Raw genomic sequence first — 14,300 nt, 5'->3', positions numbered from 1 at the left:
CCCACCCCCCGTGTCGCCCCGCAGCGGCACCGCGCTCCCGGCGGCCACGGCGGATACGAAGCTGGCCGCGACGCTCGGCCGGCCGGCCACTCCGCCGCGGCCCTCCCGTTCGAGCACGGCCGCGAGCGGGGAAGGGCATGAGCGCGGTCTCCGGTCGGGCTCCGCTGCTGACCCTCGACACGCTCGTCCGCCTCAAGCGCGGGCCTGGCGGTGCGCACACCCCCGAGCCGCCGCGCCGGCTGGCCGTGCCCGACGGCATGACGGCCCCGCTGGGCTGCGACGCCGTCTCCGTCCCCGCCCGCCTCGGCCCGCTGCTCATGCCGCGCCTGCCGCGCGTGGGCTGCGTCTACGCCGACGAGGCGCGCTGGTGGTGGCTGGTGCCCTCCGACTCCGACTACGCCCTGGAGTGGCCCGCCCCCGCGCACTACGCCACGGGCGCCCTCCTGCCGGACTCCCCGCACGTCCCCGGCCTCATCCACATGCCGGACGGCACGCTTCCGTACACCCCGCCGATCCCCCTCTACCTGGCGCTGTGCCGCCTCACGGGCACGACGCCCACCTGGTCACGGGCGATCAGCGCGTAGCCCGCCGCCCCTCGGCGAGCCGGTCCCGGGGCCGTCCCGGCGCACGCCCGCGCGTCCCGGCTCCCCCGCCCCGCGCCCTGCCCTCGCCCGTCCCGTCCCGCGATAGTGGCCGTGCGTCGACTATCGCGATCGGGGGAGGCCGACGGTGGGAGAGGCAGGCACGGCACAGGAGGCGGGCACAACTCCGGAGGCGGTAAAGGCACGCAAACCGCAGGGTTCCGACGAGCGTGACGTGTCCGAGTCGGAGCGGCTCCTCTTCGGCGGCCCGCTCCGCTACGACATGGGCTGGAACCAGCACCGGGACGCCTTCCTGGAGCTGAACTTCCGCGCCATGGTCACCCGGCTGCCGTCCCTCCTGCGCACCAGCCTCAGGCTGGCCCGGCAGGCCGACCCGAAAGCCGCCCGGATCGTGCTGTCCGCCGAGATCGCCCGGGGCGTGGCGCAGGCGATCGGTCTGCTCGCGATGAACACCGTGCTGGGCCGGCTCATCACCGGCGGGCCGATCGAGGACCGACTGCGCGGTGCCGCCCCCGCCCTGGCCGCCATGGCCGCCGTCCTCCTGGTCGGGGCGCTGCTGCGGGCCGCGTCGACGTACGCCACCGGGCGGCTCGAGCCCAAGGTGGAGCGGGTGGCGACCGAGCTGTATCTGGAGCGGGCGGCCGCCGTCGAACTCGCCGCGATCGAGGACCACGCCTTCCACAAGCTGCTGGACACCGCGCAGTACGGGGCCCGGTCCAGCCGTTACATGATCAGTCACGGCACGCGCGTGGTGAACGCGATGATCTCGCTGGCCGCGTCGGCGGGCGTCCTCACCGTGCTGCACCCGCTCCTGCTGCCGCTCCTGGTGACGATGACGCTGCCGAGCGCCTGGAGCGCCCTGACCAACGCCCGGCGCCGCTACGAGTCCTTCCACACCTGGGTGCAGCACGCGCGCGCGGGTCACCTGATCGCCGGTCTCCTCACCGAGCCCGCGGCCGCGCCCGAGATACGCGTCCACGGCGTCGGCCCCTTCCTGCTGCGGCACTTCCGCGCGATGTCGGAGACGGCCGAGGCGGAGCAGGCCCGGCTGGCCCGGCTCGCGGCCCGCACCGGACTGTTCGCGGCTACCTGGACGGGCCTGGCGACGCTGGCGACGTACGCCACGCTGGGCGGGCTGCTGCTGACCGGGACGATGGCGCTGGCGGTGGCGGGCACGGCCGTGATCGCGATCCGCAGCGGCTCCGCGAGCCTGAACACCCTCGTCCTGGAGGTCAATCAGCTGCACGAGGAGGCCCTGTTCGTGGGCGACCTCCAGCGCCTCTACGTGGAGGCGGCCGAACGGGCGATCCCGGTGGGCGGCACGGCCCTGCCGGACGAGCCGCGCGAGATCCGCTTCGAGAACGTCACGTTCGGCTATCCGGGCGAGTCGACCCGTCCGGCCCTCGACGACATCAGCCTCTCGCTCCCCCTCGGCCGGATCATCGCGCTGGTCGGGGAGAACGGCTCCGGCAAGACGACCCTGGTGAAGCTGCTGGCGGGGCTGTACAAGCCGGACCGGGGGCGGATCCTGTGGGACGACGTGGACGCGGCGGACGCGGACCGGCACGAGCTGGCCGAGCGCATCGCGATGGTGGCGCAGGACTTCAAGCGGTGGCCGTTCACGGCCCGGGTCAACGTCGCGATCGGCCGTTCCGCCGCCCCGCTCACCGAGGAACGGCTGGCCACTTCGGTCGCGGAGGCGGGCGCCCAGGAGGTGGTCGAGGACCTGCCGCGGGGGCTGGACACCCTGCTGGCCCGGCATTTCAGCGGCGGTCACGAGCTGTCCGGCGGCCAGTGGCAGCGGCTCGGCATCGCCCGGGCGGCGTACCGGCGGGGGCGCATCCTGATCGTGGACGAGCCGACGGCGGCCCTGGACGCCCGGGCCGAGCTGGAGGTCTTCGAGAAGATCCGCGCGCTCGCCGACAGCGGCCAGACGGTCGTGCTGATCACCCACCGGCTCGCGTCGGTCCGGCACGCGGATCTGGTGCACGTCCTGGACCAGGGCCGGCTGGTGGAGTCCGGGACCCCGGAGGAGCTGCTGGCGGGCGGCGGCGTCTACGCCGAGCTGTACACGCTGCAGGCCGAGCAGTTCACGGCGCAGGTGCCGGTGCCCGCCCCGTCACAGGCGGGCTGACGCCTCACCGCGCGATGTCACCGCCCCGGACGACCACCAGGAAGGTGTCGGTGGCGAGGTCCATGACGACCTCGGCGGCCAGTCCCTCCATACGCCGTGCCTGCGCGAACTCCTCCGCCGGCCACGAGCCCCGCGGCCCACCCGCGGGAAAGCGCTCGAGCACGGTCCGCCCGTTCACCATCTCGCACCTCCGTTCAGCGTCGTACTTGTAGGAGTTAACGCTCTGGGGAGGTCGAAGGCCTCGGCCGGTTGCGGGACTGAGACGTAGCTGACACGCGTTCAACGCCGAGTGTGAGAATCCGGTCACCTTACGAACATCTCGGACACGCTCCGTGTCAGAACTCGTACTCGTCGTGGTACCGGGCTCGCGCACCGCTCGGCGGCCCCGGCGCCGTCAGGTCCAGGAAGCTCATCGCCGGGCCGCGCCGGTCGAGCTCGCGGTCGAACACACCGAGCAGGTGTGGAGGACCCGGTCACCCTCCCGGAGGAAGCAGCTGCCCCCGGGCCGCTGGGCGAAGCCGCCGGGCTGCCCCACCGTCGCTTCGAAGTCGCCGTTGACGTCGTCGTCGTACGAGGAGTACCAGGGCACCGTCCAGCCCATGCGCGCCTCGCACGGCAAGGGGCTCCGGGGCCGGGGCTACCGGGAGTCGGCGGAGAAGGCGTCATCGCGTCGACGTACGACGGGGTCGTGCCCGCGAGTGAGCCGTGGCGCGCATCTCGTCCCGAACCTGTCGCCGGCCCCGGCGGGCGGGCACCCTGGCGCCACGACACTTCCCGGAGGGAGCCCCGCATGCTCCTCGGCACCTGGAACCTCGAGAACCTGTACCGGCCCGGAGGGCCGTTCGGCCCGAAGGACGAGACCGCCTACGAGGCGAAGCTCGCCGCGCTCGCCGCCGTCGTCACCGCGCTCGACCCGGGCGTGCTCGGCGTCCAGGAGGTCGGGGAGCCCGAGGCGCTGACGGACCTGCTGGAGACGGTGGGCGGCACCTGGCACGCGGCGCTGTCCGCGCACCCCGACGGCCGGGGCATCCGGGTCGGCGTGATCAGCCGTACGCCCCTGGAGGTGCTGGCCGACACGCGCGCGTACCCGGCGGCACTGCGACCCGTCCAGGCGGACGACTCGGGGGCCACCTCCGACGGGTCGGGCCGTGGCTTCCTCGCGGTGGAGACGGTCACGCCGGCCGGGCCGCTGCGGGTGGCGGTGGCCCATCTGAAGTCGAAGCTGCTGTCGTACCCGGGTGATCGTTTCTTCCCGCGCGACGAGGGCGAACGGGCCCGCTACGGCGCCTACGCCCTCTACCGGCGGGCCGCCGAGGCGACGGCGCTGCGCGCCCTGGCCGACGATCTGCTGGCCGGCGACGGCCGCGCGCGGGACGTGGCGGTGCTGGGCGACCTGAACGACGAGGTCCAGGCGGCGACCACGCAGATCCTGCTCGGCCCGCCCGGCTCGGAGATCGGCACCCGCGGGTTCGAGACGCCCGACCGGGGCGACGCGGCCCGCCTGTGGGACGTGGCCCCCCTGATCCCCGCCGAGCGCCGCTGGTCGCGGATCAACTCCGGTCGCCGCGAGCTGATCGACCACGTACTGACGAGCCACCGCCTGGTCCACCGGCTGACGTCGGCGGGCACGGGCACGGGCACGGATGCGGGGCCGGGGTCGCAGGAGGAACCGCGGCTCCCGTCGGTGGGGCTCGATCCGGCGGCACGCAGGAACGCACCGGGGTCGGACCACGCGCCGGTGTGGGTGCGGATCGACTGACGCGCCGGGCAGCGCTACCCGGCCACCGGCACCGGCAGATCCGGCACGGGCGCCCGCAGCCCCACCCGGTCCCGCCCCGCCGCGAGTTCGTCGAGGAGTTCGGCGAGCCGCTCCCGGTGCCGTGCGGTGAGCCGTCCGGTGTCGTCGAGGTGGACGGCGCAGGCGGTGGTCGTGTCGACGAGCCGTTCGAGGACGGCGGCGACCTCGTCCGTGCCCTCCGTGTGCCGGGCGAGGGCGGGCAGTTCGTGGGCGGCGAGGGCGATGGCCGTGCGGGCCTCGGCGAGCGCGCGGTAGGCCTCACGGCGCAGGGCCCAGCGGGCGGCGCGGTCGTCGGAGCCGTCGAGCACATGGGTGAGGTAGACGTCCGCCGCGCGCACGGCGGCGGCGAGCCGGGCGCGCACCTGGCCGCCGCGCCTCCCCGGCATCGGCAGATGCCCGACGATCAGGACGATCCCGCAGGCCAGCAGGGTTTCGACGATGCGGCCTGCGGAGGCCTGGGGCTCTCCACCGACCATCACCAGCGACAGCACGAGGACGGTGACGACGGCCGTCTGGGCGGCGAAGTGCCGGGTCGACACGGGGATGAGCGCCCCGCACAGGGCGACCAGCGCCACCAGCCCCTCCGGCCGGGGCAGCACGGCGGCGAACCCGGCGAAGAGCAGTGCCCCGAGCACGGTCCCCGCGGCCCGGCACAGCACCCGCGACACCAGGGGCCCGAGGTCGGGCTTGACCAGGAAGACGGCCGTGGCGGGCAGCCAGTACCAGTGGGTGTGCCGGCCGTACCACTGGGAGTGGTAAAGGGCTTGCGCGACGGCGGCACTGGCCCCGAAGGAGAGCGCGACCCGCAGCCCGTACTCGCGGCCGCCCGCACCGAACCCGGTGCGCAGCAGGTACCGCACGCCGTGCCGGCGGGCGTGCAGGTCACCGCCGCCGCCCTGGTCGAAGGCGTCGGCGGCGTGCAGCAGGGCGTCGTCGAGGGCGCGCAGCGCGGGGGCGGACCGGGCGGGCGCGGGCAGCGGCCCGGTGTGGGTGTTCTCGCGGACGGCGGCGGCGAGCCGTCGGGGCCCGGCCGAGGCCCGTTCGGACAGGGGCTCCGCGGCCCAGGCGAGGGCGGTCGCGGCCTCGGCGAGGGGCAGGGCGGCGGCGTACTGGGCGTGCAGCCGCCGTTCGGAGGAGGAGCTGGCGTAACGCCGCAGCCGCGGTCCGGCGAGGGCGTCCTGGGCGTGGTCGAGGGACGCGGTGAGCGCGGCGCGCCGGGCGGTGGCGTGCTCGGTCCCCGTCGCGTCGAGCAGGTCCGCGACGGCGTCGTACACGCGGGCCACCGCGTCCCGTTCGCCGTCGAACCGGAAGTCACCGGTCATCGCGCCGGGCGTGGGCAGGGCGAGCCGCAGCGCGAGCAGCCATCCGGCCCCGGCGAGGAAGGCTAGGGCGCGCGCCCACCCGGGCTCCGCGACCGGCATCCCGGCCCCGATCGCCGAGGCGACGAGCAGTTGTGTGCCGCCGCCGGACGCGACGGGCCCGATGGCGCTCATCCCGCCGGCGAGGAGCCCGAGCCCGGTGAGGACGACCGTCAGCGCGACGGCCCCGACATGATCCCCGACGTAGGTCCCGACGAGCAGTCCTCCCGCACCCCCGAGGGCGGGCGCCCCGAGCCGCTGCACGGCGGTCCGCCTGCTGCCGGGCCGGTCGTTGATCCCGGCGAGCATCGCGGCGATGGCGGCGACCACCCCGAGCGAGGTCCGGCCGACGAGGACGGACACGAGCAGCAGCGGCCCGGCGGCCAGCGCCCCCCGCGTGACGGCGCTCCACGGGACGGGCCCGCGCTGGGCGCGCAGGGCGTGGGCGAGCCAGGGCGGAAGAGCGGCGAGCGGACGGAATGCGCGAGCGGGAAGGTGCGGGCGCGGGGACACGGAGCTCCTGTCGGGCGAGGGCGGGGGTGTGCCTTCGGGCGACGGCGGCCGGGGCTGGTCAGCTGTGAGCTGTGGTGTCCACGGTACGGGGCGGTTCTGCAGAGGTGGGGGCGGTTTCGTTTCGGCGAGGTGACGCCTGGCCCGAATCCCGCGTTCTTTATGAACGCAAGGCCGGAAACGGGAGCGGGGCCGGGGGCGTAGCCTGCCCCCGGCCCCTGTGGAGCCACCCATGTCGCACACCGGCGCACTTGAGGACCCAGGTCAGTCGTGATGTCGTCGCGTCCTGCCTTTGGACCACCGCGCATCGAGCTGCGCGGGCCGGACTTGAACCGGCAATTCGACGTCCGGGGGCCTGGGCCCGGTCGCTCCGGCGATCGGCGGCGAATGCTGAGTCTGGAGCAAGAGTCTGAGATTCATCGCGATCCGTCCCTGAATTGCTCGGCGGGTACGGTTCGCTCGTCACGACAAGCTTCAGCTTCAGCTTGCGCTCCTCGCGCACCCCGGTCACGAAGGACCGGGGAGTCTCGAAGGCTACCCGAACAGATAGCCGAACACGGCGTCACCGACCCGCTGGTCGACGACGTCGGAGCCGTTCGCCTCCTCCCGGGCGAACTTCACCGCCTGCTGCACCTTCTCCAGGCGCGCCAGGAGTTCGTTGACCCGGCGGGCGGGCAGGGCTCCCGAGAACTTCACGGTCGTCCAGTAACCGACCGGCACGTCCTCGTAGTACACCTCGACCTGCGCCGGGTGCTTGTCTGTCGCCTCCGCCTTCACGTGGTTGCGCGGCACCTTCTTGGTGCGCAGCGTCCGTACCGGCTCGGTCTTCCACGCGTCGGTGGACGGGTCCTGCGCCCAGGACTCGGAGGCGTCGAGCACGGGCAGCCTGCGCACGAAGGCGGTCAGGTCGACGAGCTGCTTCTCGAGGAAGAGCAGGTAGGACACCGGTACCTCGGCGACGAGCACCCGGCCGTCGACCTTCACGTCGGCGCGGGCGGTGCAGTTGGCCCAGTCCTTCGTGGCGGTCACGTCGAACAGCCGGGTCAGCGTGGCCGCGGTCTCCCGCAGCACGTCCTCGGCCTTCACCTGCACCCGCGTCGACTCGGGCGGCAGCTGCTCGCCCTCCTCGTCCTTGGGCTGGTAGGTCCGCGAGATACCGGCCAGCAGCGCGGGCTTCTGGAGTCCGTGCTGGGCCGTGCTCAGGTCCTGGTGGGCCTTGGACTTGATGCCCTTCTCGACTGCGATGATCTGATTGAGTTTCGCCACGACGACGGTAGCGGCTCCGACACGATCACCCCAAAGGGTTATTGACCGAAGGGCACGAGAGGGTTCGCGATCAGCAGTCCCACACGTTCCGGTGACGGTGACGGGTCGCCGGGTGATCCAGTTCCTCGGCCGCGAAGAGCAGCCCGCCCGTCGGGGCGGCGCGGAGCCGGTTGCGGGCGGTCGAGCGGAACACGGTCAGCGCGGCACGCGCACGGGACTCGTACGGGCCGTCGATCCGCGCGTTCAGGGACCGGGGAAAGGTGGAGGAGCGGAACGCGCGCACCAGCGGAACGGGTGTCGGTCGTCGCCGCTCACGCCGCGCCCGGGTCAGCTCCCTTCGGCTGTACCGCAGTTCACCGAGACGGTGGCCGGTGATCCAGCCCCGGCGCTGCGACGGCCGGACGTCGGGCCGGACGCGGTGCCGCGGACGGACGTGATGGACGGTACGGGACATCGCAGACCTCCGTGGCCCGCCGGAATCTCCGGCGAGGCACTGAGAAGTCCGCCGCCGTGAATCGGCCCAGCTGCCTGCTCCGCATGGGCAGCAGCGTGGCGAGTGCGACTCGGGATTGTCCAACGGATATCGGCCGCACGGCGATTGTCAGTGGGGCGCGCTTCAATGGAGATGTCGTGACAGAGCGTCACGACCGGAGTGCGGGGGGGGAGCATGCCTTGGTGAGGTACGGGGAGGACGGCCGGCAGTACGTGTCGCTGGCCGGACTGCGGCTGCGGGGGTGGACGGGCCCGCTGGTGCACCGGCTGCTCGGGCCGCCGGACCGGCTCGGCATCGATCCCCGCGCGCGGGCCGCACCGCAGCAACGCCTCTACCGCGTCGAGCGGGTCGAAGCGGCCGAGCGCAGCGAGGAGTTCCGGACAGCGTGCGCCCCACGGATACGCGGCCCCGAGGAGCCCCCGTGATCCACGGCCCCGCCGCCCCGGCAAGTCCCCGTGATCCACAGCCCCGCCGCCCCGGCAAGTCCCCGTGATCCACAGCCCCGCCGCCCCGGCAAGTCCCCGTGATCCACAGCCCCGCCGCCCCGGCAAGTCCCCATGATCCACGGCCCGCCGTCCCGGGAGTCCCGCCGCCCGGCTACCCGGCCCCCCACGCCCTCCGCTTCGGCACCGGCTTCGCGAAACTCCCCGCCCGGCTGGTCGTCAGCCCCAGCCCGACCAGCCCCTCGGCCAGCTTCACCGCCGCTCCCACCCCGTCGACGACCGGAAGGCCCAGCTTGTCCCCCACCATCCGCTCCAGTCCCGTCATCCCGGCACACCCCAGGACCAGCACCTCGGCCCCCGCCGCCCGGACCCGCTCGGCGGCCGCCAGAAAGGCCGCCTCGGCGCGGTCGCGGTCGCCCAGATCGAGGACGCCGAGCCCGGTGCCCACGACGGCGGCGCAGTTGCGGCCCACCCCGGCCAGCTCCAGGCTGTCCTCGATCTGGCCGCAGGACCGCTCCAGCGTGGTCACGACCCCGTACCGGCGCCCCAGCAGACACGCCAGATGCGCCGCGGCCTCGGTGATGTCGACGACGGGCACGTCCACCAACTCCCTTACGCCCTCCCGCCCGTGCTCACCGAAGCCGGCCATGACTACGGCGTCGTAGAGCGCCCCGTCGTAGGTCCGCAGCGCGTCCATGACCGCCGCGGCTGAGAGGAAGCTGTCGAGCCAGCCCTCCGCCGACTCGGGCCCCCAGGCGGGGGTCAGTCCGGTCACGGTGGTGCCCGGACCTGCCGCGGCCCGGGCTCCTCGCACGATCTCCTCGGTCATCTCCTGCGTGGTGTTGCAGTTGGTGACGACGATCCGTACGTTCCGCACGCTCCTCAGACCTCCACGGGCTTCTCGGCGACGACCGCGGACCCGGCGGCCCGCTCGGCTCGGCACAGCAGCACGTACAGTCCGGCACCCAGGGCCGTCCCGATGAACCAGGAGTACGGCGCCACATCGCTGAAGGTCTTCACCAGCGCGAGCACCGCCGCGACCGCCGCGGAGGGGAGGAACGCCCACAGCGCCTTCGGGTTGACGCCCCCGCGGTAGTAGTAGCGGGAGCCGGGGGTGGCGTCGAACAGCTCGTTCACGTCGACGCGACCGCGCTTGACCCAGTAGTAGTCGACCATGATCACGCCGAACAGCGGACCGAGGAAGGCGCCGAGGCCGCCGAGGAAGTAGTTGACGACCGTGGGGTTGGAGAACAGGTTCCACGGGGTGACCACGAGCGCCGCGACCGTGCTGATCATGCCGCCGACCTTGAAGGTGATCTTCTGCGGCCAGACGTTGGCGAGGTCGTACGCCGGCGACACGAAGTTGGCGACGATGTTGACGCCCATGGTGGCGATGGCGAAGGTGAGTGCGCCCAGGACGAGCACCCAGGTGTTGCCGACCTTCGCGACCAGCTCCGCCGGGTCGGTGATGGCCTCGCCGAACACCTCGAGCGAGCCTGCGGTGACGATCACGGAGACGACGACGAAGGCCGTCGAGTTGAGGGGCAGCCCCCAGAAGTTGCCGCGGCGGACCGTCCGGTAGTCGGGCGCGAAGCGGGAGAAGTCGCAGAAGTTCAGCATCAGCGTGCCGTAGGTGGCGAGGATCAGACCGATCGCGCCGAACCACTGCCGCCACTGCTCCCCCACGGAGACCGGGTGCGGGGTGGAGGTGAGCGAGATGGTCCAGCCCGCCTTGGACAGCACCCACAGCGCCAGCGCGATCATCACCAGCCAGATCGCCGGGCCGCAGAAGTCCTGGAACTTGCGTACGGACTCCATGCCCTGGCTGATGATCATCGCCTGGACCAGCCAGAGGGACACGAAGGACAGCCAGCCCAGCGCGTCGAGGCCGAGGAAGGAGTTGTGCGTCCAGGACTCCAGGCCCGGCCAGGCCGCCAGCAGCATCACATTGACGGCGACGGAGGCGAGGTAGGTCTGGATGCCGTACCACATGATGGCGATCACGGCCCGGATGAGGGCCGGGATGTTGGCGCCCCAGACGCCGAAGCTGATGCGGCTGACCACCGGGAAGGGCACCCCGTGGCGCTGGCCGATCCGGCCCATCCAGTTCATGCCGACGTAGATGAGCACGAAGCCGACGAGGAGGGACGTGAAGATCTGCCACACGTTCATCCCGAGGACCAGCAGTCCTGCGGCGAAGGTGTAGTTGCCGAGGTTGTGGACGTCCGACATCCACATGGCGAAGAGGTCGAATACCTTCCAGTTCCGCTTCTCGGCGGGTGCGAGGTCTTCGTTGGTGAGCCGGGGGTCGGGGACGAACGCTGGTGCGCCGGTGGCTTCGGCGCTGTCGGCGAGGGACACGGGGCCTCCATGGGCAAGGGGACGGAGGAGGACTGCTGACCGGACCGTTTGGTATACCAAACTGCGGACATGGTCCCGCCTTCAAGCGTTCTGACCGATGTCCGTCCCGTTACGGCTCCGTAAAAGCCCCCTCCCATCGGCGAGGATGGGCCCATGACGAAGATCGAACCCCTCGGAGCGGTGCGCGAGCGCGTCCTGGGGTCCCTGCGGCAGGAGATCATCGCCGGCAGGCTGCGTCCCGGAGACCGGCTCGTCGAGCGCGAGCTGGCCGACCGGTTCGGCGTCTCCAGGGTCCCGGTCCGGGAAGCCATCCGGGCACTCGTCGCCGAGGGCTTCGTCCTGTTCGAGACCCCGCGCCGGACGGTCGTACGGCCACTGAGCCCCACCGACGTGAAGGAACTCTTCGAGCTGCGCGAGGCGTTGGAGGTGTACGCGGCCGGACTGGCCGCCACCCGGGCCACCCCGGAGGACCTCGCGCAACTACGCGAACTCCTGACGAACGCGGCGAGCGCCACCGACGCCGGGGACGCCGAGGCGATCACCGACATCAACACCCGGTTCCACGACCGGCTCCTCGCCATGGCCGGCAACACCCTGTTGATCTCGGTCATGGAACCGGTCGCCGGCCGCCTGCAATGGCTCACCCGACGCAACGAGGAATGGCCCCAACTCCTCACCGAACACCAGGACCTGTACGACGCCATCGCCTCCGGCGACCCGGCCCGCGCCCGCGCCCACGCCCTGAACCACGTACAGGCCAACTACCGCTCAACGGTCCGGCACCTGTTCGGGGAAACGCACCTTCCCCAGGCACCGCCCTCCCCCGATCACGCTCCGCCTAGAATCCCCTGACCCTTCGGACAGGTACCCGAAGGCGCGCACACGGCGAACGGGACGGGGAGAACGACCATGGTGAGCAGACGCGGACTGCTGAGCGGAGCCGCACTCGTGGGGGCGGGCGCGGTGACCGGCGTACTCGGCGCCGCCGGGAACGCGACCGCCGACGCCCCCCTGGACACGCCGTTCACACCGATCGCCGCACCCCATCTCGCCCAGGCCGAGCAGATGGTCCAGTACCAGCGCCTCCTGGCGGCCGGCTACCTGCCCGCCGGCCTCGCCGGACACTGGCCACTGGACGGCTCCGGCGCCGACCGTTGCGGCCACGACCACCCCGTGACCCTCGGCGCCGGCGCGAGCTGGACCACCCTGCGGGCCGGCGGCGAACTGACCCTGGACGCGGCCTACGCCGCCACGGCCTCCGTGCTCGACACCACGGCCCCGTTCACCGTCTCCGCCTGGGTACGCCTCGCGGACGACGCCCCCCTGACCAACATGTACACGGCAGTCAGCCAGGACGGCACCGGCTGCAGCCGCTTCCTGCTCCAGTACGACGACACCGCCGGCGCCTGGGCGTTCAAGGTGCGCGCCGAGGACCAGAGCACCAAGATCTCCGCCCTCGCCACCACCGCCCCCGTCCCGGGCAAATGGACCCACCTGACCGGAGTGTGGGACGGCACCCGAGTCCACCTGTACGTGAACGGCATACCGGAGGGAACCGCCGACGCCACCCTGTCCTGGGCCGCCCCCCAGGGCTTCAACATAGGCCGGGCCCGCTGGAACGGCGCCTACGTGAACCACCTCAAGGGCTCCGTCGACGAGGTGCGCGCCTACGGCCGCGCCCTGAGCGCCGACGAGATCTCCCTGATCAGCGGCCGCACGGCCCGCCTCAACAACGTCTACCTGATCGGCTCCCCATCGACCGTCACCTGGGGCACACCCGACGACCTGCCGAGCTGGATCGCCCGGGCCCGCTGCTCGTCCTTCGTCACCTGGGTGCTGAAACACACCTACGGATGGGCCACCGACGCCTATTTCACCCAGTACTTCCAGGACCGCATCCCCGAGGCCGCCGACTACCGCCAGGCCTTCGCGAACGGCACCGCGGGCCCCCGCTTCCAGCAGATCCGCAAGGTCGCCGACCTCCGGCCCGGCGATCTGATCGCGGTGGACTACAACGGCCAGGTCGAGGACAACACCGGCCACATCGTCATGGTCCGCGAGGTCAAGGGCGTCTTCAGCGGGGTCGCCGACTTCACCGGCGAGACCCAGTACGCAGTCGAGGTCGTCGACTGCACGGCCGAGCCACACGGCGTGTACGCGCTGACCAACTACCCCAGGTATCCCGACACCCGCATGGTCGGCCTCCTCGCGGAGGAGCAGTTCGAGGGCGTCGGCATCGGCCACATGATGTTCTACGCCTCCAGCACCACCGGAGAGTTCTCCCGCTACCGCTGGAGCGTCAACACCGCCAAGGACAAGGCCTACCCCGTCGCGTCACGACCGGTCACCGCGGCACGCCTCGTCTGACCGGAGCTCACGGCAGCCCCGCCGCCCCCGCGGCCGTGCGCAGCACATCGCGCAGCATCCCTGGGGTGAGCCGGCCGGTGAAGGTGTTGCGCTGACTGACGTGAAAGCACCCGAAGACATCGAGGCCGCCGACACCGCCCGGACGGTCAGCACCTTCCGGGCCGCCAACACCGCCCGGGCGGTCAGCACCTTCCGGGCCGTCGAGCGTCACCCGGGTCCCGTGAGCGAAGGGGGGCCGCGGTCGGGGCACGGTCCAGCCCGCCTCGGCGAACGCGGGCAGCGCGGCCTGCCAACCGAAGGCGCCGAGCACCACGACCGCGCGCAACGTGGGCCGCAGCAGCCTCAGCTCCTGCACGAGCCAGGGTCGGCAGGTATCCCGCTCCATCGGGGTGGGCTTGTTGGCGGGCGGCGCGCAGTGCACCGGCGATGTGATCCGCACGCCGTACAGCTTCAGCCCGTCGTCGACGGACACGGCGGTGGGCTGCGACGCCAGCCCCACGTCATACAACGCCCGATACAGCACGTCGCCGGAACGGTCACCGGTGAACATCCGCCCCGTACGGTTCCCGCCGTGCGCGGCCGGGGCCAGCCCGACGATCAGCAGCCGGGCGTCCGACGGGCCGAAGCCGGGTACGGGCCGACCCCAGTACGTCCAGTCCGCGAAGGCCGCCCGCTTGGTACGGGCCACCTCCTCACGCCAGTCCACCAACCGAGGACACGCCCGACAGCCCCCGACCCGCCGGTCGAGCATGACCAGTGCGGAGGCGGAGGCTGCGGAGTCGGGGTCGGGGTCGGGGTCGGGGTCGGAGGAGCCTGCGGAAGCGGAGGGAGAGGAAGGGGAGGGAGAGGAGTCGGGCGGTGAGGCGAGGGAGGTCGCGGAGTCGGAGGGGGCCTTGGAGGCGTCCATCCCTCCACGGTAAGACCGCGCCGGGGGATTCGAACCGACTGGGGCCGGAGGGGTGGGGACT

General features: G+C 72.6%; 14 protein-coding genes. 6 read left to right on the top strand and 8 right to left on the bottom strand.

Annotation, left to right across the window (positions count from 1 at the left end):
- The first annotated feature begins 137 nt into the window (after positions 1–137).
- Together QQM72_RS20645 and QQM72_RS20640 are read left to right on the top strand one after the other, a co-directional pair.
- Positions 138–584, top strand: a complete 447-nt coding sequence (locus QQM72_RS20645; RefSeq protein WP_054242966.1) for a hypothetical protein — start codon at positions 138–140, stop codon at positions 582–584.
- Positions 585–864: 280 nt separating this feature from the next.
- Positions 865–2,736, top strand: coding sequence for an ABC transporter ATP-binding protein (locus QQM72_RS20640; RefSeq protein ID WP_314222525.1), 1,872 nt, complete (start codon positions 865–867; stop codon positions 2,734–2,736).
- A 4-nt stretch (positions 2,737–2,740) separates the two neighbouring features.
- Here the strand turns inward: QQM72_RS20640 and QQM72_RS20635 are convergent, their stop codons facing one another.
- Together QQM72_RS20635 and QQM72_RS20630 are read right to left on the bottom strand one after the other, a co-directional pair.
- Positions 2,741–2,917: a hypothetical protein gene (locus tag QQM72_RS20635; protein ID WP_314222347.1), complete on the bottom strand. Its 177-nt coding sequence runs from the start codon at positions 2,915–2,917 to the stop codon at positions 2,741–2,743.
- 228 nt (positions 2,918–3,145) lie between these two features.
- Positions 3,146–3,337, bottom strand: a complete 192-nt coding sequence (locus tag QQM72_RS20630; RefSeq protein ID WP_314222346.1) for a DUF899 family protein — start codon at positions 3,335–3,337, stop codon at positions 3,146–3,148.
- 189 nt (positions 3,338–3,526) lie between these two features.
- On the opposite strand from QQM72_RS20630, the gene QQM72_RS20625 reads away from it, so the two are divergent.
- A complete protein-coding gene (locus QQM72_RS20625) occupies positions 3,527–4,495 on the top strand; it encodes an endonuclease/exonuclease/phosphatase family protein (RefSeq protein ID WP_314222345.1) in 969 nt (322 codons plus the stop codon).
- 14 nt (positions 4,496–4,509) lie between these two features.
- On the opposite strand, the gene QQM72_RS20620 is transcribed toward QQM72_RS20625, so the two are convergent.
- The 3 genes from QQM72_RS20620 to QQM72_RS20610 all read right to left on the bottom strand — a co-directional run bounded on the left by QQM72_RS20620 (position 4,510) and on the right by QQM72_RS20610 (position 8,122).
- Positions 4,510–6,405: an FUSC family protein gene (locus QQM72_RS20620; RefSeq protein ID WP_314222344.1), complete on the bottom strand. Its 1,896-nt coding sequence runs from the start codon at positions 6,403–6,405 to the stop codon at positions 4,510–4,512.
- A gap of 531 nt (positions 6,406–6,936) precedes the next feature.
- Positions 6,937–7,668: a DUF7873 family protein gene (locus QQM72_RS20615; RefSeq protein ID WP_054242961.1), complete on the bottom strand. Its 732-nt coding sequence runs from the start codon at positions 7,666–7,668 to the stop codon at positions 6,937–6,939.
- Positions 7,669–7,738: 70 nt separating this feature from the next.
- Complete coding sequence (locus QQM72_RS20610) at positions 7,739–8,122, bottom strand: hypothetical protein (RefSeq protein ID WP_314222343.1); 384 nt, start codon at positions 8,120–8,122, stop codon at positions 7,739–7,741.
- Positions 8,123–8,343: 221 nt separating this feature from the next.
- Here QQM72_RS20610 and QQM72_RS20605 point away from each other — a divergent pair, with 221 nt between their 5' ends.
- Positions 8,344–8,586, top strand: coding sequence for a hypothetical protein (locus QQM72_RS20605; protein ID WP_314222342.1), 243 nt, complete (start codon positions 8,344–8,346; stop codon positions 8,584–8,586).
- Between the two features lie 172 nt (positions 8,587–8,758).
- Here QQM72_RS20605 and QQM72_RS20600 read toward each other — a convergent pair whose 3' ends face one another.
- Together QQM72_RS20600 and QQM72_RS20595 are read right to left on the bottom strand one after the other, a co-directional pair.
- A complete protein-coding gene (locus tag QQM72_RS20600; protein WP_314222341.1) occupies positions 8,759–9,481 on the bottom strand; it encodes an aspartate/glutamate racemase family protein in 723 nt (240 codons plus the stop codon).
- Positions 9,482–9,486: 5 nt separating this feature from the next.
- Entirely contained in the window at positions 9,487–10,965 is a 1,479-nt protein-coding gene (locus QQM72_RS20595) for an NCS1 family nucleobase:cation symporter-1 (protein ID WP_314222340.1), read from the bottom strand.
- Positions 10,966–11,118: 153 nt separating this feature from the next.
- On the opposite strand from QQM72_RS20595, the gene QQM72_RS20590 reads away from it, so the two are divergent.
- Entirely contained in the window at positions 11,119–11,817 is a 699-nt protein-coding gene (locus tag QQM72_RS20590; protein WP_314222339.1) for a GntR family transcriptional regulator, read from the top strand.
- Positions 11,818–11,874: 57 nt separating this feature from the next.
- The gene (locus QQM72_RS20585) at positions 11,875–13,332 is read left to right on the top strand and encodes a LamG domain-containing protein (RefSeq protein ID WP_314222338.1); all 1,458 of its coding nucleotides are present in this window, start codon (positions 11,875–11,877) and stop codon (positions 13,330–13,332) included.
- Positions 13,333–13,339: 7 nt separating this feature from the next.
- Here QQM72_RS20585 and QQM72_RS20580 read toward each other — a convergent pair whose 3' ends face one another.
- Positions 13,340–14,083, bottom strand: a complete 744-nt coding sequence (locus tag QQM72_RS20580; RefSeq protein ID WP_314222524.1) for a uracil-DNA glycosylase — start codon at positions 14,081–14,083, stop codon at positions 13,340–13,342.
- Positions 14,084–14,300 lie beyond the last annotated feature (217 nt).

Source organism: Streptomyces zaehneri (assembly GCF_032248645.1).
GTDB lineage: Bacteria > Actinomycetota > Actinomycetes > Streptomycetales > Streptomycetaceae > Streptomyces > Streptomyces coriariae.
This window is presented reverse-complemented; position numbering and strand designations above follow the sequence as displayed.